The 24,680-nt window shown below is 31.6% G+C and carries 23 protein-coding genes and 1 tRNA gene; 19 read left to right on the forward strand and 5 right to left on the reverse strand.

What is annotated here, in order from left to right:
- Positions 1–13: 13 nt before the first annotated feature.
- Together CKV65_RS00650 and CKV65_RS00655 are read right to left on the reverse strand one after the other, a co-directional pair.
- Entirely contained in the window at positions 14–1,165 is a 1,152-nt protein-coding gene (locus CKV65_RS00650) for a twin-arginine translocation signal domain-containing protein (protein WP_027889934.1), read from the reverse strand.
- Positions 1,166–1,389: 224 nt separating this feature from the next.
- Positions 1,390–1,866: a copper amine oxidase N-terminal domain-containing protein gene (locus tag CKV65_RS00655; RefSeq protein ID WP_027889933.1), complete on the reverse strand. Its 477-nt coding sequence runs from the start codon at positions 1,864–1,866 to the stop codon at positions 1,390–1,392.
- A gap of 210 nt (positions 1,867–2,076) precedes the next feature.
- Between CKV65_RS00655 and recG the strand changes: the two genes are divergently transcribed.
- From recG to CKV65_RS00685, 6 genes are all read left to right on the forward strand, one after another.
- Positions 2,077–4,143 (forward strand): ATP-dependent DNA helicase RecG, encoded by a 2,067-nt coding sequence (gene recG, locus CKV65_RS00660; RefSeq protein WP_027889932.1) that lies wholly within the window; start codon positions 2,077–2,079, stop codon positions 4,141–4,143.
- Positions 4,144–4,154: 11 nt separating this feature from the next.
- Positions 4,155–4,838, forward strand: coding sequence for a TVP38/TMEM64 family protein (locus CKV65_RS00665; RefSeq protein ID WP_027889931.1), 684 nt, complete (start codon positions 4,155–4,157; stop codon positions 4,836–4,838).
- A 121-nt stretch (positions 4,839–4,959) separates the two neighbouring features.
- Positions 4,960–5,754 carry a 4-hydroxy-tetrahydrodipicolinate reductase gene (gene dapB / locus CKV65_RS00670; protein ID WP_027889930.1) on the forward strand — a complete coding sequence of 265 codons (795 nt, stop codon included), beginning with the start codon at positions 4,960–4,962 and terminating at the stop codon, positions 5,752–5,754.
- A gap of 29 nt (positions 5,755–5,783) precedes the next feature.
- Complete coding sequence (locus tag CKV65_RS00675; RefSeq protein WP_027889929.1) at positions 5,784–6,818, forward strand: aspartate-semialdehyde dehydrogenase; 1,035 nt, start codon at positions 5,784–5,786, stop codon at positions 6,816–6,818.
- Positions 6,819–6,897: 79 nt separating this feature from the next.
- On the forward strand, positions 6,898–7,617 hold the full coding sequence (locus tag CKV65_RS00680) for a DUF169 domain-containing protein (protein WP_027889928.1): 720 nt from the start codon (positions 6,898–6,900) through the stop codon (positions 7,615–7,617).
- Between the two features lie 149 nt (positions 7,618–7,766).
- Positions 7,767–8,996 carry an MFS transporter gene (locus CKV65_RS00685; protein ID WP_051177595.1) on the forward strand — a complete coding sequence of 410 codons (1,230 nt, stop codon included), beginning with the start codon at positions 7,767–7,769 and terminating at the stop codon, positions 8,994–8,996.
- Between the two features lie 41 nt (positions 8,997–9,037).
- Here CKV65_RS00685 and thiT read toward each other — a convergent pair whose 3' ends face one another.
- Together thiT and CKV65_RS00695 are read right to left on the reverse strand one after the other, a co-directional pair.
- Positions 9,038–9,652, reverse strand: a complete 615-nt coding sequence (gene thiT, locus CKV65_RS00690; protein ID WP_027889927.1) for an energy-coupled thiamine transporter ThiT — start codon at positions 9,650–9,652, stop codon at positions 9,038–9,040.
- A 142-nt stretch (positions 9,653–9,794) separates the two neighbouring features.
- Complete coding sequence (locus tag CKV65_RS00695) at positions 9,795–10,628, reverse strand: deoxyribonuclease IV (protein WP_027889926.1); 834 nt, start codon at positions 10,626–10,628, stop codon at positions 9,795–9,797.
- Between the two features lie 139 nt (positions 10,629–10,767).
- On the opposite strand from CKV65_RS00695, the gene CKV65_RS00700 reads away from it, so the two are divergent.
- A complete protein-coding gene (locus tag CKV65_RS00700) occupies positions 10,768–11,358 on the forward strand; it encodes a DUF6630 family protein (RefSeq protein WP_027889925.1) in 591 nt (196 codons plus the stop codon).
- 64 nt (positions 11,359–11,422) lie between these two features.
- On the opposite strand, the gene CKV65_RS00705 is transcribed toward CKV65_RS00700, so the two are convergent.
- Complete coding sequence (locus tag CKV65_RS00705) at positions 11,423–12,616, reverse strand: dicarboxylate/amino acid:cation symporter (RefSeq protein WP_027889924.1); 1,194 nt, start codon at positions 12,614–12,616, stop codon at positions 11,423–11,425.
- A 298-nt stretch (positions 12,617–12,914) separates the two neighbouring features.
- Between CKV65_RS00705 and CKV65_RS00710 the strand changes: the two genes are divergently transcribed.
- The 12 genes from CKV65_RS00710 to CKV65_RS00765 all read left to right on the forward strand — a co-directional run bounded on the left by CKV65_RS00710 (position 12,915) and on the right by CKV65_RS00765 (position 24,675).
- Positions 12,915–13,667: a methylenetetrahydrofolate reductase gene (locus tag CKV65_RS00710; RefSeq protein WP_027889923.1), complete on the forward strand. Its 753-nt coding sequence runs from the start codon at positions 12,915–12,917 to the stop codon at positions 13,665–13,667.
- 217 nt (positions 13,668–13,884) lie between these two features.
- Positions 13,885–14,742 carry a sulfide/dihydroorotate dehydrogenase-like FAD/NAD-binding protein gene (locus CKV65_RS00715; RefSeq protein ID WP_027889922.1) on the forward strand — a complete coding sequence of 286 codons (858 nt, stop codon included), beginning with the start codon at positions 13,885–13,887 and terminating at the stop codon, positions 14,740–14,742.
- Between the two features lies 1 nt (position 14,743).
- Positions 14,744–16,150: an NADPH-dependent glutamate synthase gene (gene gltA / locus CKV65_RS00720; protein WP_027889921.1), complete on the forward strand. Its 1,407-nt coding sequence runs from the start codon at positions 14,744–14,746 to the stop codon at positions 16,148–16,150.
- Positions 16,151–16,230: 80 nt separating this feature from the next.
- A complete protein-coding gene (locus tag CKV65_RS00725) occupies positions 16,231–16,716 on the forward strand; it encodes a pyridoxamine 5'-phosphate oxidase family protein (RefSeq protein ID WP_027889920.1) in 486 nt (161 codons plus the stop codon).
- 82 nt (positions 16,717–16,798) lie between these two features.
- Positions 16,799–17,365, forward strand: coding sequence for a 3'-5' exonuclease (locus tag CKV65_RS00730; RefSeq protein ID WP_027889919.1), 567 nt, complete (start codon positions 16,799–16,801; stop codon positions 17,363–17,365).
- Positions 17,366–17,434: 69 nt separating this feature from the next.
- Positions 17,435–17,519: transfer RNA gene (locus CKV65_RS00735), tRNA-Leu, on the forward strand.
- 162 nt (positions 17,520–17,681) lie between these two features.
- A complete protein-coding gene (locus CKV65_RS00740; protein WP_027889918.1) occupies positions 17,682–18,245 on the forward strand; it encodes a flavodoxin family protein in 564 nt (187 codons plus the stop codon).
- Between the two features lie 324 nt (positions 18,246–18,569).
- Positions 18,570–18,806 carry a helix-turn-helix domain-containing protein gene (locus CKV65_RS00745; protein ID WP_027889917.1) on the forward strand — a complete coding sequence of 79 codons (237 nt, stop codon included), beginning with the start codon at positions 18,570–18,572 and terminating at the stop codon, positions 18,804–18,806.
- 84 nt (positions 18,807–18,890) lie between these two features.
- Positions 18,891–19,856, forward strand: a complete 966-nt coding sequence (locus tag CKV65_RS00750) for a helix-turn-helix transcriptional regulator (protein ID WP_027889916.1) — start codon at positions 18,891–18,893, stop codon at positions 19,854–19,856.
- 21 nt (positions 19,857–19,877) lie between these two features.
- Positions 19,878–20,609 carry a ubiquinol-cytochrome C chaperone family protein gene (locus CKV65_RS00755; RefSeq protein ID WP_027889915.1) on the forward strand — a complete coding sequence of 244 codons (732 nt, stop codon included), beginning with the start codon at positions 19,878–19,880 and terminating at the stop codon, positions 20,607–20,609.
- A 49-nt stretch (positions 20,610–20,658) separates the two neighbouring features.
- The gene (locus CKV65_RS00760) at positions 20,659–21,687 is read left to right on the forward strand and encodes a coiled-coil domain-containing protein (protein ID WP_155909564.1); all 1,029 of its coding nucleotides are present in this window, start codon (positions 20,659–20,661) and stop codon (positions 21,685–21,687) included.
- Positions 21,688–21,690: 3 nt separating this feature from the next.
- Entirely contained in the window at positions 21,691–24,675 is a 2,985-nt protein-coding gene (locus tag CKV65_RS00765; RefSeq protein ID WP_051177594.1) for an acetate and sugar kinases/Hsc70/actin family protein, read from the forward strand.
- Positions 24,676–24,680 lie beyond the last annotated feature (5 nt).

Below are 24,680 nucleotides of genomic sequence, written 5' to 3' on the forward strand. Positions count from 1 at the left end.
TTGGGATAGGTATCTATTTTACAATTATTTGGTTAATCAGTGAGCGAAGTTCTCCAAAACCATTTTGGGCTAAAAGGTTATGTAAATACATATAGGAGACTTGAGCACCGATATAATTTCTAAAATCATTGAATAATTTTCCATTAAGGTCATTTGAAGAAAAATTATAATCTTTTTGAGCAATTTCTTTTAAAGCTTCAACTACTTTGGTAGCAGCAAAGCCACTGAGAACCCAATCGTGGTCACCAAGATGAACGATATATCCTTCTTGATGTTGAGGATATGGAATTTTAGTACCAGATGTATCGAGTAAGCCGTATTTTATAGGATTTACTTGAGCAATGATAGAAGCAGCTTTTATCCAGCTGACAACTTGTTCTTCATCTTTAGGGCTACCAGGATGATTATGGGCACAAGCTTGTGCGACTATTTCTTCAGCTGGCATATTACGATGAATTGCTTCAACTAAGCTTAAAATATGATGTGCACCTGTTCCAGCAATAGTATATTCAGTAAAACTTGTACCATCTGTATTCCATTGGAATACCCATGGTTTAGCTAAATCATGCAAAGATTGAGCAGAAAGAACGATATTGTTGTCTACTTCATAACCAAAGACTTGTTTATAAGTATTAACAATACCTTCAGAAATACTGAGATTAGCTGCTGTATGTGTACATAAGCCACCTGGGTATGGATGATGACTACTGTATCCACTACCAGGGCCAGAAATAAAATCTTGAGGTTTTTGACCATTATATGATGGAAAGAGTTGTTCAGGGCTGATAATTGATGTATTTAAAAGATTTTCATCAGCTAATTTATTATAAATATTAGTAACATCGTTAGATGATGGATACATTTGCATAAAAGTAGGGCGAGTATCTTCTATAAAACTAGCAGTTTTAGTGCGTAAATTATTATCTGTTATTTTGGAAATACATGTTTTGATATAATTTAAAGATGTATTGATGAGTTCAGATTTTTTTGCAGCAGTTTCAGCATTCGGTAAATTTTTTATGGAAATAGGTGTAAATTTTAAGGTTTTTGTGGCATTACCTTTAGCTAAAGCTGTGTTGGGTAATGTTTCTAAATTAAATAATGCAGCACCAAGAGCAGCACTAGCTCCTAATTTAAAGAAATTACGACGAGATATTTCGCTCATAAATACACTTCCTAACTTAATCATCTATTAAATACGAACATAAAAATTTTGTAAGTTTAAGCAAAATTTAAATATCAAATATGTAATTTAGTATATAAGATAAATGTGTAGATTTTATTTAATGTTGTTGAAATTTCAGTAAAGTGTTGTAAATTTTTGATAAAGTAAATAAAAAAGCATTATCTATAAATAAAAGATAATGCTTTTCGGAGGTTTATATGAGTTTATTTACTAACATTTTTTAAAAGAATTTGTGTATCAGTAATTTTAACTGCTGAAGGGTCGTTACCTTGAATTAAACGAAATACTTCAGCTGGAATATACAGACGATTATTGATTAATAATGGTGCGCTACCAAATTCTGTTGGAGCAGTCATGCCAAGAGCTATGGTACTAGTAGCAGAATATAAATCTTCACCAATTGTCATAGTACATTTCATAGTATCACTTTGAACAGTAGCTTTTTGAGTATCTTTATCCCAAGTTACAGTGAAACCGAGTTTATCACTAACACTTCGCATTGGAACGAGTACACAGTTATTTATTATAATAGGATAATCATCGAGTTTTTCACCATTTACAATGATTGATTGTTGAATTACAGGTTTTGTTTCGTCACAATTTTTATCAGCAGCTGCTGCTGGAAAAATATATATGGCAAAAGCCAATGTACATATTATCATTAACCATAGTTTTTTCATGGCATAACCTTCTTTGTAGTTTATACTTTTATATTATAGTATTCAAGAAGGAAAATCAATTATAAATGAATTAAAATAAGATTAAAAATAAATTAAAGTAAAAAGTAATGTGATATAATAAAAATTATTCATTATAAATGAAACTAATAAAAAGAGATGAATTAAATAAACAATTAATTTATGGGATTAAAATAGTATAGGGTGTAATTGATGGATATTAAACAGAACGTACAATACTTAAAAGGTGTAGGGCCTAAAAAAGCACAGGCTTTAAAGCGTTTGGGTATTGAAAACATATATGATTTGATGACGTATTATCCGCGCCGCTATGAAGACCAAAGTGATATAAATGCGATTAGCAGTTTAAAAGCAGGGCAGATTGCCAATATTCAAGGTAAAATTGTAGCATTAGCCGATAAAAATACAAGGCGTGGTTTAAAACTTTTGACTGTGGTTTTAGCAGATGATACGGGGACTATTCAATTAAACTTTTTTAATCAAGATTATTTAAAGAAAAAATTAAAGCAAGGTACAATGATGTTTGTACATGGCAAAATTGGATTTGCTTATGGCGGTTATGGACAGTTGGCAGTGACACAAATTATTTCTTTTGATGTAGAAGCTGAAAAATCAAAAGAAGATACACATTGTGCATTCATGCCTGTATACACATTGCCAGATTATATAAAACCAAAGGATTTTCGCAATTTAATCGAGCAAGTTATCGCCTCGGATATAGAGTTTAACGATATAGTACCAGATTTTATTCGCTCTAAATATCATCTTTTGATGAAAAAAGAAGCTGTAGAAAAAATTCATTTTCCTAAAACTAAACGGGAGATAGAAGAAGCAAAACGCAGTTTGATTTTTGAAGAATTGTTCAGTATTCAAGCTGGATTATTATTTTTAAAAAAGCAACATACAACTAGAAATAAAGGCATAAAATTTTTGCCAAACAGTGATTTAGTAGCAAATGTATTAAAGGCTATACCGTTTGAATTGACACAGGAACAACAAAAGGTATGGCAAGAAATTTGTCATGATATGCAGTCTGAAACGCAGATGCAACGACTCGTACAAGGTGATGTTGGTTCTGGTAAGACTGTCATCGCTATTTTGGCACTTGTCAAAGCTGTAGAAAATGGTTATCAAGGTGCAATGATGGCACCGACTGAGATACTCGCTATTCAGCATTTTGATAAATTGCAATCCTTATTAGAACCACTTAATATCAAAGTTGGTCTTTTAACGGGAAGTCTAAAAGCAAAACAGAGGCGAGAAGTTGTAGAAGGCTTAGCTGATGGGAGCCTTGATATCGTGATTGGCACGCATGCATTAATTCAAGATAATATCATATTTAAAAATCTTGGATTGGTAGTAACTGATGAACAGCATCGTTTTGGTGTAAATCAGCGAGCTAAATTAGAAGATAAAGGTATTGATTTTTTGCCTGATGTATTGGTGATGACAGCAACACCGATACCGCGCACGATGACGCTCACTGTTTATGGCGATTTAGATGTATCATTTATTAAACAATTGCCACCGGGTAGAAAACCTATAAGAACTTTTGTTCGCATGCCAGATAGGCGAGAGCTTATTTATAAATTTGTGCGAGGCGAAGTACAAAAAGGCAGACAAACATACGTTGTTTGTCCATTGATTGAAGAAAGTGAAAATAGTGATGCAGTATCTGTTGAGATGATTTATGATGAACTCACATCGGGTTATTTATATGGCATAAGATGTGCATTGCTTCACGGTAAATTATCTTCAAAAGATAAAGAACAATTATTGTATGATTTTTTAGCAGGAAAAATTGATGTACTGATATCCACTACAGTCATTGAAGTTGGCGTCAATGTTCCCAATGCTAGCATTATGGTGATTGAAGGTGCAGAGCGATTTGGTTTGGCTCAATTGCATCAGCTTCGCGGTCGTATCGGTAGAGGTGAATTTGCTTCGTATTGCATTTTAATCAATCGTGGGCGCAATGCAAATTCATTAGAGCGTTTGCATTTAATGGAAAAAATATCAGATGGTTTTACTTTGGCGGAAGAGGATTTGCGTCTTAGAGGGCCAGGTCAATTTTTTGGTTCTATGCAACACGGTTTGCCAGATTTAAAAATTGCTGATGTCTTAAATGATATAAATGTGCTGATAACAGCGCGTAAAGAAGCTCAAAAGGCTTTGGATTTTAGTATAGATAAAAAAGCGTTAGTTGAACTTTTGCAAATGCAATATAAAGATAAGTTCATAAAAATAGCTGATAACTAGAAAGGGACAAAATGGATAAAGAAAATAAAGTAAAGATAGCAATTCTAGTGATATTCATAGCGGTATTAGGATTGATATATATTTTAAATCCTAATTTTTATAGTGAATTTTGGCATGTTGCAACAAGTGGTAATATGCAAGAAACCGTTGATTATATAAATTCCTTTGGTGCATGGGCAATAATATTTAGTTTTCTATTAGATGTGCTAATCAATGCACTGGGATTTTTGCCTTCGATTTTCGTATCAACAGCAAATGGTCTGTTATTCGGCATTGTACCGGGGATAATTGTATCTTGGCTGGCTGAAACGGCAGGCGTAATTATTTCTTTCGTATTGATGCGAACGATTTTACGTTCTTCAGCAGAAAAAATAATTGCTAAATCTAAATATCTAAAAAAAGCAGATGATTTCAGTGGCAAAAATGGTTTTAAGGTAATGCTTATATTACGTGCTATGCCGTATTTTCCATCGGGAATTTTAACAGCTTTAGGTGCGGTAAGCAGAATAAGTTTAAAAGATTATGCCCTTGCCAATTTGATTGGTAAATTTCCGTCTACTTCATTAGAAGTAGTTATTGGTCATGATGTTGTTAACTATCAACAGAATTTAGACCGATTAATGATTGTAATTGTGTTAGTATGTATTATTTATGGTGCAATATGGTACTATCAGAGAAGAATGAGCAAAAATTAATAAGTAAAAGTACTCGATTTAAGAAATTTGTTGCTTTTAAAGTCTTTTCACAGTATAATATTGTTCATAGTTGATTAAATATATATTATAATAGAAGATAATATACAGGAGTTGAGAAATTTTGATTAAAGTAATTGTAAATGGTGCTCATGGTCGTATGGGTAGTACCGTTGTAAATGCTGTTGTAAATGACAGCGAACTTGAACTTGTCGGAGCAGTTGATATCGTAGGTGGTATGGATGCAGGCGATAAAGCAGGCTGTGGCAAAACAGGTATTATAATTTCTACTGATTTACAAAAAACAATAGATGAAACAAAACCAGATGTTATGGTTGATTTTACTCAACCTAGTGTAGTTTTTAATACTGCAAGCTTAGCACTTAAAAATAAAGTTCGTCCTGTTATCGGTACAACTGGACTCACTGATGAACAAAAAGCAGAACTCGACAAAATTGCTAAAGAAAATAATACAGCATGCTTTATAGCTGCAAACTTTGCAATCGGTGCAGTTTTAATGATGAAAATGGCAGTGGAAGCTGCTAAATACATGCCAGATGTAGAAATCATTGAACTTCATCATGATAATAAATTAGATGCTCCATCAGGTACAGCACTTGTTACAGCAGAAATGATTAAACAAGTTCGCGAAAGCCATAAACAAGGTCATGCAAATGAAAAAGAAAAATTAGCTGGAGCTAGAGGCGCTGAATACGATGGTATGAGAATTCACAGTGTTCGTTTGCCAGGCTATGTAGCTCATCAAGAAGTTATTTTCGGTGGTTTAGGTCAGACTCTTACTATTCGTCATGATTCTATTGATAGAACATCATTTATGCCAGGCGTTGTACTCGCTTGTAAAAAAATCGTAGGTCTTAATGCTGGTCTTACCTGCAATTTAGATAAAATTATGGACTAATAAATTAATATATTGGAGTAGTGATTTTAGTGAAAAAATATAATGTAGCAATTCTCGGCGCTACTGGTGCTGTAGGTCAGGAATTTTTAAATCTTATTGAAGAACGCAATTTTCCATTTAATGAATTAAAATTATTAGCCTCTCATCGTTCTGCTGGTAAAAAAATTCAGTTCATGGGTAAAGAATACACTGTAGAAGAAGCGACACATGATTCTTTTGAAAATATCGATATTGCTCTTTTTGCTGGTGGTGCAGCAAGCAAAACATTCGCTCCATCCGCAGTAAAAGCTGGTGCAATTGTAATCGATAACTCTAGTGCTTTCCGCATGGACCCAGAAGTTCCACTTGTTGTACCAGAAGTAAATCCGCAGGCTATAGCTCGTCATAAAGGTATTATTGCCAATCCAAATTGCTCTACAATCATCATGGTAATGGCACTTAAACCAATTTATGATTTAGCAAAAATCAAACGTATTGTCGTTTCCACATATCAGGCTGTTTCCGGTGGTGGTAAAGAAGCAATGGCAGAACTTGAAACTCAGGTTAAATCCATTGTAGAAGGCAAACCAGTAGTTGCTAATATCTTGCCAGGTGCATCACTTCCAAAACATTATCAAATTGCATTTAACTTAATTCCACAGATTGATGTGTTCCAAGATAATCTTTACACTAAAGAAGAAATGAAAATGATTAACGAAACACATAAAATCATGGAAGATGATAATATCGGCATCACTGCTACAACTATTCGCGTACCAGTATATCGCAGTCATGCAGAATCCATTAATATTGAATTAGAAAAAGAAGTTAGCCTTGAAGACGTAAAAGAAGCTTTAAGCAAATTTGATGGCGTAACTGTTCATGATAATCCAGCAGAAATGGAATATCCAATGCCACTCATGACTTCTGGTAAAAATGATGTATATGTAGGTCGTATCCGCAAAGATTATTCTATCGCTAATGCTTTAAATCTTTGGGTTTGCGGTGACCAAATCAGAAAAGGTGCAGCACTTAATGCACTTCAGATTGCTGAATACATGATTGAACATGATATGGTAAAATAATTGATGAATAAAAAACAGGAGCCAAAATGGTTCCTGTTTTTTTGTATAGAATTTAAATATAAAGATAGGAGGTATGAATATGGAAAGTAAAATAGCAAAAGCGATAAATTTAAGCACGCAACCTGTAGCCGTATTTCGTTCAAATGAAAATATCGAAGATGCCTTGCGCTTTAAAGATGGCGTTTGGGGATGTGTTGTCGCACTATTAAATGCAGCTTCTAAAGGGAAAACAGCTATTTCATCATTAGAAACGACAACTTGCATGGGTGGAAGAGCAGGTTTAGGCTTAAAGGATTATGATTTAGGATATATTGAATATTTTTTGTCTATAGGCACAAAAGATGGCAAAGAAGGAGAATGTTACAAGAAAAATCCTGAAATTGCTCGATATTTTATAACGAATGTGCCTAAAATTCCAGCTAAAAAATATGTAGTATTTAAGCCACTTGATAAATTAAATGAAGAAGAAATACCGGAAATAATCGTGTTTTTAGTAAATGCTGACCAGCTTTCAGCTTTAGCCACTTTAGCCAATTATGATAAAAAAACACAAGATAATGTAGAACTTAAATTTGGCGCAGGTTGTGCGCAGTCTATTTTATACGCTTTAAAAAATTATGAAGAACACAGTGATAAATGTACGATTGGACTCACTGACCCATCAGCACGCAAGTGCATAAGTTCAGATATTTTGTCTTTTAGTATGCCGTATTATCGTTATTTAGAATTAGAAATGCAAGTTGAAGAAAGTTTTTTGACGAAAATGACTTGGAATAAAATTAAAAATCGCATAAAGTGATTTATATTTAAAAGAAGAGATTTTTTAATCTCTTCTTTTTACTTGCATAAAAAATATAAGCGTATATAATATAAGATTAATATAGAAATCGAAAACGTTTTCTGTATTGATTTTATATTTTACTTTAAAGAATGGAGTGAATTTCTTAATTGGCTGTAGGAAAAAATTATTCATTATTACCAGTATTTACGCTTGTATTACTAAGTTTTATTTTAGGAACTAGTGAATTTATCGTTGTCGGCATTTTATCTGATATAGCGCAGGATATCGGCTGTTCAATAGCTATTGCGGGCAATCTGATTTCTTTTTTTGCATTTGCTTATGCAGTGGGAACGCCATTTATCACCGCTTTTTTAAGTCCATTTAATAGATATTATACTTTACTTGGATTAACGGTAGGTTTTATTTTTAGTAATATACTTTGTGCTATTGCGCCGGATTATTTTATTTTAATTGTAGCGCGTATCATTACAGCAATTATTTCTGGTACGATTTTGTCTGTATCGATGACTTTTTCCACAGATATTGCTTCACCGCAAGACCAAGCGAAAGTAATCAGCTGGATTTTTTCAGGCTTTAGTGTATCTTCCATTTTTGGTGTTCCAATTGGTACTCTTATTTGCCAAGCTTTTAATTGGCGCACTACATTTATTACATTATCAATATTTAGTGTAATAATTTTATTTATGTTATGGCGTTTTTTGCCTAATGTTGGTAAAGGTGCAAAAAATAATTTAATGAGTCAATTTTCACTGTTTAAGAGTGTACGCATTCAATACGGTATGTTAATGGTAATCTGTGGTGCAGCTGGCAGTTATGTATTTTATACTTTTATGACGCCGTTTATCATACAAGTTTTGCAAGTTCCTGCTATGGAAATCAGTCTTATTTTGAGTATTTTCGGTATATCGACTATCATTAGTAATTTGCTTTCGGGTAGAATTGCTGGAATGGGTGGAATAAAGAAAATGCCAATAGTGTATTGCGTTCAGGCAATTTGTTTAATTGCTATTTTTATTACATCACATTCTACTATATTAGGATTAGTAAATATCATGGTTATCGGCATCATGATGTATTTGCAAAATGCTCCAGCTCAGTTACATTTTTTGCGCACGGCAAAATTGGAAAAACCGAGTGCTTTATCGCTCGCTTCAGCATTAAATCCTGTTTCATTTAATATCGGTATTGCGATAGGTTCAACGCTTGGAAGCTTGATTATAACTTTCGTTGAAATGCCATATATTGGTGTCGGTGGAGCTATATTTGCATTTTTCGCTATGTTTGCTAATCTGTATTTGTTAAAAGATATGACGAAGATGAGTAAACGCTCTAGTAGTAGATTATCTGATTTAAAAATGAATAAAAGTAATATGTAAAAATAAGAAAGCACTTTGAATAAATTTCAAAGTGCTTTTTGTCATCTATGTTTCATTAATGTTAAAAATCGCTTTATCGGTAAAAGTTTTAATAAAATTAAACAAATGATGAGTTCAGGTACTAAATAAGAGGCATTAAATATCAATGAATAAGCATAAATTGAAGTTCCTTCAGGAACGTAACTGCCGAAAAATACGACGCCTGAAATAAAATGACAAATAAATCTGGCTACAATGCCAACCGTAGCGCCGAGATAAATATTTTTAGAAAAATAACCAGCCAGACCAAGTGCCATATACGGTAATGGATAATCAAATAATACTTGTAGCGGTGATAAAATAAATGGGTCTTGAATTAAATTTAAAAGTCCGTAACAAAATCCAGTTAAAAATCCAACGGCTGGGCCGTAACAAAAAGAGATGAGTAATAATGGCAACATACCGCCAGGTGTCACACTGCCACCTTGAGGCAGATGGTATAGTTTAATCATATGTAAGACTACAGCAAGGGCAATCATTAAGCCAAGTTGCATGACCATTTTTGTCGTAAAATGGATTTTTTTCATATAGATGAATGCTGCAATTAAGATTAATAGTGCTATTAAAGCCAAAATAGAATTTGGATTGCTGATAATAGCAGAGAGATTTTCCAACATAAATAGATACCTTTCTTTTGTTTATATTTTTTATAAATATTGTATTATTTGCAGTAATAATTGTCAAAATGTGTTATTGATTTATATTATGTTTATAAAAAATAAAAGAAGCTACTATATATATATAGTAACTTCTTTGGCATCATTCTTTAAATTTACTGCGAAGTAGAGCAATTTCTCTAGCATAACCATCATGGTCATTTGGTGTCTCTAAGATAAATGGTAAATTTTTCAGTGCAGGATGATTGATTATGCGAATTATGGCATCTAATCCAATTTTTCCTTCGCCGATTTTTTCATGGCGGTCTTTATGACTGCCGCAATCATTTTTACTATCATTTAAATGAATGGCTTTTAATTTATCTAAGCCGATGATTTTATCAAATTCTTCAATTACATCATCTAGGTGATTTACAATATCATAGCCACCATCCCAGATATGGCAAGTATCAAGACAAACGCCTATCTTATCTTGTAATTTTATTTTGTCTATAATAGCTCGTATTTCTTCAAAAGTTTTGCCGACTTCAGTACCTTTGCCAGACATGGTTTCAAGTAATACTGTCGTTTGTTGTTCTTCCCACATAATGCTATTTAAACAATCAGCAATCAATTCTATCCCAATTTGTTCACCTTGTTTTAAATGATTGCCAGGATGAAAATTATAATAATTATGAGGCAATTTCTCCATGCGTTTTAGGTCGTCAGTCATGGTATTATATGCAAATTCACGAACTTCTATTTTATTTGAGCAAGGATTTAATGTATATGGTGCGTGTGCTACTAATTTTTGAAAATTGGACTCTTTAGCGAGTTTTAAAAATGCAGTAACATCATTGTCATCAATATCTTTGGCCTTGCTGCCACGTGGATTACGCGTAAAAAAAGAAAAGGTATCTGCTTTTAATTGCAAGGCTTCTTTGCCCATGTGCATAAATCCTTTAGATGATGAAAGATGATTTCCTATGTGTAGCATAAATTCTCCTAAAATAAATTATTATTAATTGAAAATTATTGTAGCATATAAATATAGTTTTTTAAATAAATTAAGAGGAATTTTTAAAAGATACACGGAAATAATTAATATGAAAATAAAAAAGTGAGGGATTTGTAATATGGAAAGAGAAGAAGTGTTGTTGAAGATTGCTCAGTTAATTAGTAATAATGATAGTGATGTAATAATAGAAGTAGAAGAATGCATTGATGATATCCAAAAATATGTTGCGACACATTTAGAAGAATATGAAGATAGAAGCATGACATTAGAAGACGATTCAGAAGAAGATTTACAGTGGCTCGGTATGGTGAATTGTTTAATTCGTAATAATTATGTATATGAAACTGACGATAATGTACAGATAACGGAATTTGGTTGGGAATTAAAGAATTTATGTGGTTTTAAAGAATATGGTTTAAGTTTAGATAGTAAATTTTTAGATGTTGATTACGGTGTGGATAGATATGATATAAATGAAGATGATGAAGATGTGTTTGATTATGATGAAGAAGAAGATTTTATTGAAGATGACAATATCATAGGTTGGTGTAAATACTTAGATAATAAATGGGCAGATGAAAATGTTTGTATTGGTATGATAAATATAAACAGTGATTCGTATATAATCTTTCCTATAGATTGTGATGTATTAGAGGAATTAGAAGATTTAGCAGATAGTATTGACCGTCATATATCCAGTGTATATTAAAAAAAACCCTCGGTGAATTGCCGAGGGTTTTCTTATCAGAACGATAAATTTTAAATTATAAAAGTTATTTTCCTTTTTCTGTTTGACTGACAGCAACTGTTACAGCAGCATCGCCTGTGATGTTGAGGCAAGTACGAATCATGTCAAGAACACGGTCGATACCAGCAACGAGTGCGATACCTTCCATTGGCAAACCAACAGTTTGAAGCACGAGTGCGAGCATGATTACGCCTGCACCAGGAACACCAGCAGTACCAACAGATGCCAATGTACCAGATATTATAATCATAATCATTTGGCTCATGGTGAGGTCAATGCCGTAAATGTTAGCTATGAAAATAGCGCAAACACCTTGATAAATTGCTGTACCATCCATATTTATAGTAGCACCTAATGGCAATACGAAACTAGCCACAGATTTATTAGCGCCGAGTTTTTCTTCACAGTTTTTCATATTGATAGGCAAAGTAGCAGCAGAACTACAAGTTGTGAAAGCTAAGAGCATAGCTTCGGTCATGCCTTTGAAAAATTTGATTGGAGAAATTTTTCCTAAAGCAGAAACAATAGAAGAGTATACGATGAGGGCATGAAGAATACAGCCAATGTATACTGTGACGATAACGGATAAGAGAGGTAACAAAACTTTAGGACCGTTTTCAGCTACAACAGGAACGAGCAGAGCAAATACACCGTATGGAGCAAGGCTCATTATCATGGAAATCAATTTATAGCTGACTTCAGCGAGAGAGTCAAAGAAGTTTAAAAGAGGTTGACCTTTTTGACCAACAGCAGTAATGCCAATACCGATTGCTAAAGCAAAGACGATGATAGGCAACATATCAGCTGTAGCCATGCTCATGATAGGATTTGCTGGTATCATGTTGACTAAAACAGTTATGAAGGTAGGAGCTTCTTTAATGTCAGGTGCTTTTTCTGGTACTAAATTCATACCAACACCTGGTTGAAGGATAGAAGCTAGACCTAAACCGATAATAAGTGCAATAGCAGTAGTTACTAAATAAAGTAAAATTACTTTTATACCGATACGGCCAAGTTTTTTAGTATCACCAAGACTTGCAACACCACAAACAAGAGAAGAAAGTACAACTGGAACGATTATCATCTTAATTAAATTAATAAACATTGTTCCAATTGGTGCTATGTAGGCTTTAAGCCAAGGTAAATTTTCTTCACCAAGGATTAATCCAACAATTACAGAAAGTAATAATGAGATAAAAATCTTAATGGATAAATTCATGAAGTATAGCTCCTTTCATATGTTGACAGATAAGATTATAATTAACAATTATATAATAAAAATGTTTTCAATAGCAAGTTTTGATATAAATAGGTGAATAAAAAAACAGTATATACAACTAATATCTAAGTAAAAAATTTACAATCATACAATTAGTATATATTTTATTTTTATGGATACTATTATTTAAAATAACAAATGTATATGATATAATAGAAAAAATAATAAGATATGTCATTGTGTTAATGAAATTTATTTAATTTAATGATATTAGTATGATGAGAAAAAGGGGATTATTATGACGAAAATTGCAGTAGAATTAGTACCACGCGATTTAGCTATATTTGAAGAAGAACTTAAAGCGATTAAAGCTGATATTCCTGACGTGGACTTTATAAATATACCAGATTTACTCAGTTGCGATATTCGCAGTTGGGATGGTGCTGGTATTGCTAAAAAGTATTTTAAGGATGCTGTTCCACATTTACGTGCTATGGATTTTGATTTCACATGTGAACTGCCAATAAAAGATAAATTAAAAAAATATGATATTAAAGAAGTACTCGTTATTGAAGGTGATCCACCACAGACAATGACACATCAAGTTTATCCTACAATTAGCACGGATATAATAAAAAAATTTAGTGATGAAATGCCAGATATAAAAGTATATGCAGGTATTGACCAATATAGAAGTAGTATTAAAGAAGAAGAATATCGTATTCGTCGTAAAATGTTAGCTGGAGCAAAAGGATTTTTTACGCAGCCATTCTTCGATATGCGTTATTTAGAAATTTATGCTGATATCTTAGATGGAATGGATATTTATTGGGGTGTATCACCAGTTTTATCACAGCGTTCTGTAAGTTATTGGCGTAATAAAAATAATGTAATTTTCCCAAAAGATTTTGAACCGACTCTTGAGTGGAATGTTGCTTTTGCTCGTAAAGTTGTAGAATTTGCTAAAGCACATAATCAGAATGTATATTTAATGCCGATTAAAGCAAAAATAATGCCTTATCTTGAAGGTGTTTTGAAAAATAATATTTAAAATACTTAGTTTGATGAGCCATAAAATACTTTGTCTATTAAATGAAGTATTTTATGGCGTAAAAATATTGCATATAATATTAATTTATTTATGATAAATAACTTTATAAAATAAAAAATATAAAGGAATTTAAATGATATATTAACTGAAAATTATAAAATTTATTAAGGAATGATAAATTTTTATTATAGTTGATGTATTATAAAGGAGAGATATTATGTATAAAATTTTAAAACGCAAAGTTTTACATGATGGAATTTTACAATTTACTTTGGAAGCTCCATTTATTGCTAAAAAAGCGCAACCTGGTCAATTCGTAGTATTGCGTGTTAACGAATACGGTGAACGTATACCGTTGACAATCGCTGATTTTAACCGTGAACAAGGTACTATTGATATCATTTTCATGGTTATTGGTGCTTCAACAACAATGCTTGCTAAATTAAATGAAGGCGATAGCATTTTGGATTTAGTTGGACCACTTGGCAAAAAGACAGATATTCGCCCTGGTATGGGAACTGTTGTTTGCATTGGTGGTGGTATTGGTGTTGCTCCGATTTATCCAATTGTTAGAGGTATGCGTGAAGCTGGCAATCATGTAATTGCTATCATGGGTGCTAAAAATAAAGATATTTTGATTTTAAAAGATGAAATGGAAAAAGTAGCCGATGAAGTTATTGTGACAACAGATGATGGCTCTTTTGGTATAAAAGGTTTTGTAACTACAGCATTGCAACAACTCATCGATAAAGGTGTAGATATTTCAGAAGTCGTAGCTATTGGACCTGTAATCATGATGAAAACTGTAGCAGATACAACTCGTCCATATAATATAAAAACAGTTGTAAGCTTAAATCCAATCATGGTTGATGGTACTGGCATGTGCGGTGGTTGTCGTGTACAAGTTGGCGATAAAATTAAATTTGCTTGTGTAGATGGACCAGAATTTGATGGACATCTCGTAGATTTTACAAATTTAATGGAACGTCAGCGTATGTATCGCCCACAAGAAGCAGTGGAAAAAGACCATATTTGTCGTTTAGAAAAACAAGTTGAAGCAATGGAGGAAAAATAAAATGGCTTTAGTAATGGAAAAACATAAAATGCCCGAACAAGACCCTAAAGTTCGTGCGCATAATTTTAATGAAGTTGCACTCGGCTATACAGAAGAACTTGCAGTAGCAGAAGCAAATCGTTGCTTGCATTGCAAAGTGCCTCATTGCCGCAAAGGTTGTCCTGTTGAAGTAGATATTCCAGAATTTATTGCTAAAATAAAAGAAAAAGATTTTGTTGGTGCAGATAAAAAAATAAAAGAATCTAACAGTTTGCCAGCTATTTGTGGTCGTGTATGCCCACAGGAAAATCAATGTGAAAAATATTGTGTAATGGGCATCAAAGGCGAAGCAGTTGGTATCGGTCGTTTAGAAAGATTTGTAGCTGATTATTGCATGAAAAATGATACTGAAGTAATTGAAAAAACAGTTAAAGAAGATATGCCAAAAGTTGCTATAGTTGGTTCTGGCCCTGCGGGACTTGCTTGCGCTGGAGATTTGGCAAAAATAGGCTATCAAGTAACAATCTTTGAAGCACTACATACGGCAGGTGGTGTACTTTCTTATGGTATACCAGAATTTCGTTTGCCAAAAGATGACGTAGTTAAGCCAGAAATAGATAATTTACGTAAAATAGGCGTAAAAATTGAAGTAGATGCTGTCATTGGTAAATTATTCACTATCGATGATTTAATGCAGGAATATAATTTTTCCGCTGTCTTTGTAGCAACAGGTGCAGGCTTACCTCATTTTATGAACATTCCAGGCGAAAATTTCAATGGAGTTTATTCTTCTAATGAATTTTTGACTCGTTGTAATTTAATGAAGGCATATCGTTTCCCTGAATACGCTACACCAATAAAAGTTGGAAAAGTTGTAGCCGTTGTTGGTGGCGGTAACGTAGCAATGGACTCTGCACGTACTGCACTTCGTCTCGGAGCAGAACATGTTTATATTGTATATCGTAGAAGTGAAGCAGAATTGCCAGCACGTCGCGAAGAAGTAGAACATGCTAAAGAAGAAGGTATCGATTTCCGCTTACTTAACAATCCAGTAGAAATCTTAGGCGATGAAAATGGTTATGTAACAGGCATTCGTTGCATAAAAATGAAACTTGGCGAACCAGATAGTTCTGGTAGACGTCGCCCAGTGCCTATTGAAGGTTCAGAATTTGATTTAGCAGTAGACACAGTTGTCATAGCTATTGGTCAAGGACCAAATCCATTAGTTCAATCTACAACACCAGATATGGAAGTAAATAAACGTGGTAATATCGTAGCTGATGAAGAAACTTGCAAGACTTCAAAAGAAGGTGTGTTTGCTGGTGGCGATATTGTAACAGGTGCCGCTACTGTTATTTTAGCTATGGGTGCAGGTAAAAAAGCAGCTAAAGCAATTGATGAATATCTCAAAGAAAAATTTTCTAAATAAGTTATTGCATTTATGATATTAAAATAATAATATTTTTCTATAATAATTTATAAAAATAAGTTTAAATAGGGGAATTTATGATGTTTAAACAAATGCGAAGAATAAAGCAACAGCTTTCGGAAAAAGAATGCATAGATATTTTGCAAAGACAAAAAGTGGGTACATTAGCTTTAGCAGAAAATGGAGATTATCCGTATGCTCTGCCACTTAACTATGTATATTACAATGGAAAAATTTATTTTCATTGCGCTATAACAGGTCATAAAATTGATATAATAAAGAAACAAAATAAAGCTTCATTTTGTATAATTGATGAAGATACAGTTGTGCCAGAAAAATACACTACTTTTTATAGAAGCGTGATTGTTTTTGGCAAAGCTGAAATCGTAGAAGATGATGCTGAAAAAATGGCAGCATTAAAGGAATTGTCATATAAATATATTTCGAAAGATGACAAAGCGCATTTAAAAGAAATAAACGGTGCATGGAATAGAACATGTGTGTTTTCTTTATCTATTGATTATTTAAGTGGTAAAGAAGCTATTGAACTTACGCAGCAAAAATAAAAACTAAAAAATCTAAGATAATTATGATATAGTATAGTGTACATCATTGTTATCTTAGATTTTTTTATTTTGAGGTGAATTTATGAGTTTAATGAACTTTACTAGTATAGATTTTGAAACAGCAAATGCGAATAGAAATAGTGCTTGTAGCGTAGCTGTAGTTGTAATTGAAAATGGACGAATGACTGATTCATACAATACGCTTATTCGACCACCAGAAATGAATTTTGAAGAAGGAAATATAAAAATTCATGGCATAACACCAGAGATGGTGGAAAATGCACCGAATTTTGCTCAAATTTGGCCGGTACTTCGCACTTATTTAGACAATAGAATTGTCATAGCGCATAACTCATTTTTTGATATGGGAGTTTTGCGCAGTTGTATTTGGCAATATCATTTGCCTAAACCGCATTTTACAACAGCATGTACAGTGCAGATATCTCGAAAAGTATGGCCTAATTTGCCTAATCATAAATTGAATACTTTAGGAGAATTTTTTCAGATAAAATTTCATCATCATGATGCATTAGATGATGCTAAAGTATGTGCTAAAATTCCACTTGTTGCTGGTAGAACAGTTGGCGCTAATAGCATGGAAGAATTGTTGCAAAAAATAGGTATGCAGGCAAAAATTTTTAAATCATAAATAAAAACTATTGACTTACAACTTAAAATAGTGATATAATAATTTTCGCATTCAATGCAATTATCAAGTGCGGAAGTGGCGGAATTGGCAGACGCGCTAGACTTAGGATCTAGTGTCTTTCGGCGTGCAGGTTCAAGTCCTGTCTTCCGCACCAATTTTAATCGAATGTTCAAGGCTTTGTAGAAAAATCTACAAAGCCTTTTTGTTATCTATAAATTGAATTTGTACGGTATAAGATATTATTGCTATTTATAAGTAATAAGCATATAATTTAAATTAAATATATATCATTAATATAATGAAAGGAAGATTTTTGATGAAAGTTTTGTTATTAAATGGTAGCCGTCGCGAAAAAGGCTGCACTTATACAGCTCTCTGTGAAATCGCACAAACTTTAGAAAAAAATGGTATTGAAAGTGAAATTATTCACGCTGTACCTACTACAGAAATTGTTAAAGATGTTGCTGAAAAAATAAAAACTGCTGATGGTTTAGTAGTTGGCTCTCCTGTATATTGGGCTTCACCATCTGGAGAAATCATTTCATTTATGGATAAACTTGCAAGTTTAGCTGGAAAAGATTTGCTTCATAAACCAGCAGCTGCTATTGCTTCTGCAAGACGCGCTGGTACTACAGCAACAATCGATGTTTTAAATAAATATTTTTCTTATTATCAAATGCCTATCGTATCTGCTAATTATTGGGCAATGGTACATGGTAATACTCCAGAAGAAGTAAAACAGGATGCTGAAGGTTTGCAGATTATGCGAATTCTTGCAACTAATATGGCTTGGCTTTTGAAATGTATCGAAGCTGGTAAAAATGCTGGTGTAGAAATTCCTGAAATTGAAGCTAAAATTATGACAAATTTCATTCGTTAAGCAAAAAAATAGAAACTCACTATGAGAATATATCTTGTAGTGAGTTTTTTTTATTTGTAAAAGACTTTAAAATTACATATTAAAACAAAAATTTGTATTAATAGTGTTATTTTTTAGCAAAATTGTACTGACAGTACAACAAATAGATGAATTTTTTAAGTAAAATATAGCATATAAATTAACGTAAAAAGATGAATTTACGTTATAGATTTTATTAAAAACTAAAATTGATACAAATAGGGCGGATATATGAACTTATATGAATTGTAAATATTTCTGTAAATGAGATAATTTTATTAGTAGCAATGAAGGGAGTAATAGTAGTTGTTAGATTCATCGTTTACACGGGAATATAAACAAATTGGTGCAAAGATTGTATACTATCGTCGCCTAAAAGGTTATACACAAGAAACATTAGCTTTTAAAGCAGGTATTAGCACATCATATTTATCAAGAATAGAACGTGGTACATATGCAACAGGGATTTCTTTATCAACATTTATGAAAATAGCAAAAGCACTTGATGTAGATATAAGTAAATTGTTTGAAATGGATTTTTAAATTTTTATTGTAAATTAATTAAGCACGACATATTATGTCGTGCTTAATTGCTATAATAAAATTTGTAAATGGAGGATAGCATATATGTCGACGAATAAAATCAATAGAATGTTGTTGTTATTTCATAAACTGATAAAAGGCGAACATATACATAAAGCTGATTTTGCAAGAACACATGATGTTAGCGAACGCTCTGTAGAAAGAGACATCGAAGATATACGAATTTTCTTATCAGAAATTCATTCTAATGATAAATTGATTTTTGATAAGCTGGAAAATGTTTATTATTTATTGACTACTGGTAATAATGATAAATTGAACAATATAGAAAGTATTGTTTTATTGAAAATAATACTTGGAACAAGAGCTTTAGTAAAAAAAGAAGTGGAATTTGTAATAAAATCTCTTAGATTGAATTTAACTCCACAAGATAGAAAAGAAATAATACATTCAATACAAGATGAGATTAACAATTACATTTCACCTGTGCATAATAAACCGTTATTAGATATGTTAAATAATTTAAATAAAGCTATTATGAATAAAATGGTTATAAAGATAGATTATGTAAAAGATAATGGTACAGAACATGAAAGAATATTAATGCCAGTTGCCTTTATTTTTTCAGATTTTTATTTTTATTTAATAGCATTTATTGAAGGAAAAGAATATAAATACCCTGCTTTTTTTCGAGTTGATAGGATTAAGAAATTTTCAGTACTCAATAAAAAAATAGCAGAAGATTTATCTAAAAAATATGATGTAGGAAAGATGAGATATTACCTACAACTCATGTATGCTGGCGAGTTATTAACGATAAAAGTAAAATGTCAAAACTCATTGGTAACAACATTTCAGAATATGGTTCCAGACCATTGGTTAATAAAAGATGATAGCAATTTTAAAATATTTGGTGCCAAAATTTTTGATAAAGGTTTTGTACATTGGGCTTTATCACAAGGTGCTGCTATTGAAATTTTAGAACCAGAAAATTTGAGACAAAAGATAAAAGATGAAATAAAAAAAATGAGTGAAATATATAAAGATTAATATTGGAAGAGAGATTTTTAAATGGATGATTTTAATGTTTTGGATGAAATGACAAATGAAGAATTAGATGTGATTGTGAAGCTTATTGTTGAAAAAGGATGGCAAACAGAAAGTTTATCAAAAGATAATGATTATAAAAAGTATTGCCCAGACCATAAAAAATATGTAGATAAAATAAAAAATGAACTTAGTTTAATGGGTGGAGATACTATCGCTAATGTAGCACGTTTTCTTATGGGAAAGAGTTCAAGTATATCTTATAGGGAAATGCTAAAAGATGTTTGTAAAAAATTAAAAATAGAATATGAAGAAAGTATGCTTGATGAAGAATTAGAGCGTGATTTATTAGCAACAGTTTTAAAGAGAGCTTTTGATAAGTTATCAGATGTAGAGAAAAATGTACTCCTTGAAATTTTAGGAGAAAATTCTAATGAAGTAACTTTAAACAATTTATTTTATAAGATTTTTGCAGATGATAATGAGAAAAAATATATTTTATCTGTGTTGGTAAGTAATACATTAGCGAAAACAATATGTGGTAAAGATTTATCTTTATTAAATGATATAAAAACTATAAATGAGTTAAAGGTATTGACTTCACCATTGAGTTCGATATTGATGAACGTAGATAAGACCTATGATATAACGGGACCAGCGTATAGAATAACGCTTCCAGCTATTGTGTATATGGCATCTATGAAGCAAATTAAAAATGCAGATGAAAATAAAACATCTTTTTGGGATTTGTTTTAATTAATATAAAATGAAGTAAGATTTTATATAATAACAAAATGCTTTAACAATGATATTTGAAAATGTGGGTGTTAGTATGGGCGATATAAAGATAAAAAAGAAATTAGTTAATTTTATTGAAGAATGTATTGAACGATATATTGATGAGCATTTAGTAGATTTAAAGAGAAAAATATTAAATTTAGATGGTTTTAAAAGTGATGAGGAATATAAAAATTTGCAATCTCAATATAGTCAAATAAAAGATGAAAATGGAAATTTGCAAAGATATATTGATGATTTACATGAAGAAAAAAATGAGTTAGAACATAAAAAAGAAATTTTAGAAGTAGAATTAGAAGAGAATAAAGAAAAGATATATAAGTTAAAAGAAGATTTTTATAAATCAATGGAACATAAGTGTAAAAAAAATGATGTATTAAAAATATCGTTGAATGAATGTGAAGAAAGGCTAAGTAAAATAAATGAAGAAAATGATATATTAAAAGAAAAATTAATTAAATATGAAACAAATCTTGATAGAGCGAATAATGCAATTAATGATATAAAAAATGAAGCTGGAAAAATGATTGATAGTATGAAAGAAAAAATAAAAGAAGCACAACAGCAAAAAGAAATACTAGATTATTTTTCAAATCGCTATGGTGAGATAGATAGTATGTTTAAAACATATCAGCAGCTAAACGAAGATATTCGTGATGAATTGCAAGGAATTTTTGGCAATGCTGATACACCTGTAATGTTTTTTTGCAATGCATTGCAGGAAAATCACTTAGATAACTTTTGGGATTACATAAGTAATAAGATAAATAGTGGAAAAATTGATAGAAATATAGAAAAAAGCTTATGTAAGTTATTTGATTTCTGTTTTGATATGGTAAATAATAGTCAACAAAAACCTTTGTATAAGCGATTGCAAGTACAAAAAGGCTTTGATTTTGATAATACGTATATGATAAAAACTACAGATAGTAGTCAATTAGGAAATGTAAAAGAAGTAAAATTAGCAGGATATGTATATACCTTAAGCAATAAAATAGTAAGACGTAGCTTAGTGCAAGTAGAAAGCGAGGATTAATTCATGACAAAAATTGTAAAAACATTACCTATAACAGAAAATGAATTAGCAGATTTTAAAAAGAAGAAAATAGAAAAATGGATTGATAGTGATTGTGAAAAAATAGAACAGCAATTAAAAGAATTAGTAGAATTTATTGATGAACAAGTAAAATCGCAGGAGTTTATCTATATAGCTAATAAAGATGTATATTATATTCCATCTATAGTAGGATTATTTCCTAATATAGGTAAGTTTAATACAAGCTGGTATAGAGACTCTGATTATAATTTAGATAAAAACATGTTGAGTAATAATTTTTCATTAAAAGTAGGTATTTTTGATGGAGATTTACCAACTGAAATAGAAGTGAATAAATGTATTAAAAATAAATTAATACGAAATAATAATTATATTAAATTAAATGGTTGTAGCTATCGTGGATTAGCATATAAAAAGGAAAAAGAGTTTTGGGCATATGATATATATTGCAATAGAAAGGATTTATTTGGTAATGGTGATGGACATTATGTATGGATTATGCCTATTTATCGTTTAAATGGGATAAATAGCGAACCTGTTTCAGGTGCAAAAACATTATTGCTTTGGATGAAATATGATTTATCATATGTATTTGAAGAAAAATATACAAAAGCATATTATCTATTATTGGATTTATATAAAAAGTATAAAGATTATTTAATAGCAAATGATAAAGGTATTGTATTTTTTAAAAAGAAAATTTATGAGGAATTAGTAAATGGTAAGGATTTTGATTTTCTTACACATAAACAGGCAGAAATACAATCTTTATTAAAAAGTAAAAAAATAGAGGCAGAAAATGATTATATTGAAAAATTAAAGAAAAATTTATTAGAATGCGATAGACGACGTGCTAATCTTGATAGTTATGATGAAAATATCTTGTTCGACCCGAACCGCGGTCATTGGGATTTATGGGACTGGAATGAAGATACGGAAACGGCGGGCGAGGTAGTTCTCGAGGAAGGTTTCACGGCGCGCGACCCGGCTGATGATATTAATCACGGCATAGTCGGTATCGACTTCGGTACGAAAAGTACGGTTGTTGTTTATGAAAATGAACATTTACAGACTTTGCCACTTCAAGTTGGTAGTGGTAATTATAGCAAAGGCGTACAACAGAAAAACTATGAAAATCCTACAGTAATCCAATTCATTGATATTGATTCATTTGTAAAAGCGTATAATGATAGAGCAGGTCGTCCTTTTACAAGCTGGAATGAAGTAACCGTATCGCATACAGCATATGATAATCTTAGTAATAGTAATAGTGATAAATATTATTCTTTCTTTGATAGTATCAAACAGTGGTGTGGCACAGATAATATGCGTATAAAATTGAAAGATGATAAAGGATTAATAAAGGATTTACCTCCATTTATGGAAGTTACGGAAGGCGATATTAATCCTGTAGAAATATATGCATATTATCTTGGCTTATATATAAACAATATGCTACAAGAAAAACATATATTTTTACAATATATAATGTCTTTCCCTGTAACATATGATAGAGGTGTAAGAGAAAGAATGCGCCGCAGTTTTGAAGCAGGCATTCGCAAATCTTTACCAACAGCATTGCTTTCTAATGAAGATGCAATGAAACAGTTTATTGTGCAAGAAGGTGCTAATGAACCAGCAGCTTATGCGATAACAGCCTTAGAAGAATATGGTTTTGACCCATGTGATGATGATGAAAATTATTATGCTGTATTTGATTTTGGCGGTGGTACTACTGATTTTGATTTCGGTGTATTTAAAGAAGCAGAACAAGATAGATATGATTATGAGTTAATTCATTTTGGTGCAAATGGTGATAAAACATTAGGTGGAGAAAATTTACTTAAATTATTGGCTTTTGAAGTATTTAAAGCTAATAAAGAAAAACTGTTAAATCCATCACAAAGTGAAAATAATAAAGGTAAGATACCTTTTACTTGGGCAGCTGAAAAACGAGATTTTGCTGGTAGTGAAGCATTGATAAAAGATTCTCAAGAAGCACATCTTAATATGCATAATTTAATGGAAGAATTGCGTTGTGTTTGGGAAGCACCACAATCAGAAGAAGCACAGAAAATTTTAGATAGTGGTAGTGTAAAAGTAAATTTATTCACGGATAATGGAGAGTCATTTGCAAATATGGAATTAATAATTCCTGTTGACAATGATGAAAACAATGCAAAAGGTTTAGATTTAAAGAAAATACTTACTCAGCGCATTGATAAAGGTATAAATAATTTCTTTATTGCATTGAGTGAAGCTTTTGATAAAAGCAGTAGTGATGAAAAATATAAAATAAAAGCATTATCTGATGTAGATGAAATATCTATTTTCCTTGCAGGTAATTCCTCTAAATCTATTATTGTAAAAGAATTATTTGAGCAATATATAGGTGAAAGTGGTAAAGCAAGAGAAATTCTTGGATTTAGTGCAGACCAAAAAATGCCACAGTTTAAATTATATCCAGCACTTGGTACGGAAGATGCTTATAATTTAATGGAAGAAATTGGAATAGAAACAGAACGAGATAATTTAGAAAAACCAACTGGTAAAACAGGCGTTGCATTTGGTCTTTTGAAATGTAGAGAAAGTGGTAATATTAAAGTTATTGATATTACACCAGATAATACAAAAGTTCAATTCCGTTATTATGTTGGCAGAAAGAAAAAACGTAAATTCAAAACTATTATTGACCGTACTACTAAAATGAAACAATGGTATGCATTTATTGATGCAAGTGCTTCATTTGATTTACTCTATACAGACCAGCCGGTAGCTGCTACAAATGAGGCACCAGCTACAATAGCAAAACAAATTCATGTAACTATAGACAAGCCGGACCCTGAAGCAATGGTATATATTCGTCCAGTTGATTCTCATACTATTGAATACGCAATAGCTAAAAGTGAAGATGAATTAACAGCAGAAAAAATGACATCTGAACCAATTGCTATAAAACTGGAATAGTGAGA

Origin of the sequence: Megamonas hypermegale (assembly GCF_900187035.1) — a bacterium.
GTDB lineage: Bacteria > Bacillota > Negativicutes > Selenomonadales > Selenomonadaceae > Megamonas > Megamonas hypermegale.

Coding starts and splice junctions, on each gene's coding strand:
- CKV65_RS00715 (WP_027889922.1), top strand. CDS start 13,885: ATGTATAAAATTTTAAAACGCAAAGTTTTACATGATGGAATTTTACAA.
- CKV65_RS00765 (WP_051177594.1), top strand. CDS start 21,691: ATGACAAAAATTGTAAAAACATTACCTATAACAGAAAATGAATTAGCA.
- CKV65_RS00655 (WP_027889933.1), bottom strand. CDS start 1,866: ATGAAAAAACTATGGTTAATGATAATATGTACATTGGCTTTTGCCATA.
- CKV65_RS00710 (WP_027889923.1), top strand. CDS start 12,915: ATGACGAAAATTGCAGTAGAATTAGTACCACGCGATTTAGCTATATTT.
- CKV65_RS00750 (WP_027889916.1), top strand. CDS start 18,891: ATGTCGACGAATAAAATCAATAGAATGTTGTTGTTATTTCATAAACTG.
- CKV65_RS00665 (WP_027889931.1), top strand. CDS start 4,155: ATGGATAAAGAAAATAAAGTAAAGATAGCAATTCTAGTGATATTCATA.
- gltA (WP_027889921.1), top strand. CDS start 14,744: ATGGCTTTAGTAATGGAAAAACATAAAATGCCCGAACAAGACCCTAAA.
- CKV65_RS00700 (WP_027889925.1), top strand. CDS start 10,768: ATGGAAAGAGAAGAAGTGTTGTTGAAGATTGCTCAGTTAATTAGTAAT.
- CKV65_RS00705 (WP_027889924.1), bottom strand. CDS start 12,616: ATGAATTTATCCATTAAGATTTTTATCTCATTATTACTTTCTGTAATT.
- CKV65_RS00725 (WP_027889920.1), top strand. CDS start 16,231: ATGTTTAAACAAATGCGAAGAATAAAGCAACAGCTTTCGGAAAAAGAA.
- CKV65_RS00755 (WP_027889915.1), top strand. CDS start 19,878: ATGGATGATTTTAATGTTTTGGATGAAATGACAAATGAAGAATTAGAT.
- CKV65_RS00695 (WP_027889926.1), bottom strand. CDS start 10,628: ATGCTACACATAGGAAATCATCTTTCATCATCTAAAGGATTTATGCAC.
- recG (WP_027889932.1), top strand. CDS start 2,077: ATGGATATTAAACAGAACGTACAATACTTAAAAGGTGTAGGGCCTAAA.
- CKV65_RS00760 (WP_155909564.1), top strand. CDS start 20,659: ATGATATTTGAAAATGTGGGTGTTAGTATGGGCGATATAAAGATAAAA.
- thiT (WP_027889927.1), bottom strand. CDS start 9,652: ATGTTGGAAAATCTCTCTGCTATTATCAGCAATCCAAATTCTATTTTG.
- CKV65_RS00680 (WP_027889928.1), top strand. CDS start 6,898: ATGGAAAGTAAAATAGCAAAAGCGATAAATTTAAGCACGCAACCTGTA.
- CKV65_RS00730 (WP_027889919.1), top strand. CDS start 16,799: ATGAGTTTAATGAACTTTACTAGTATAGATTTTGAAACAGCAAATGCG.
- CKV65_RS00740 (WP_027889918.1), top strand. CDS start 17,682: ATGAAAGTTTTGTTATTAAATGGTAGCCGTCGCGAAAAAGGCTGCACT.
- CKV65_RS00650 (WP_027889934.1), bottom strand. CDS start 1,165: ATGAGCGAAATATCTCGTCGTAATTTCTTTAAATTAGGAGCTAGTGCT.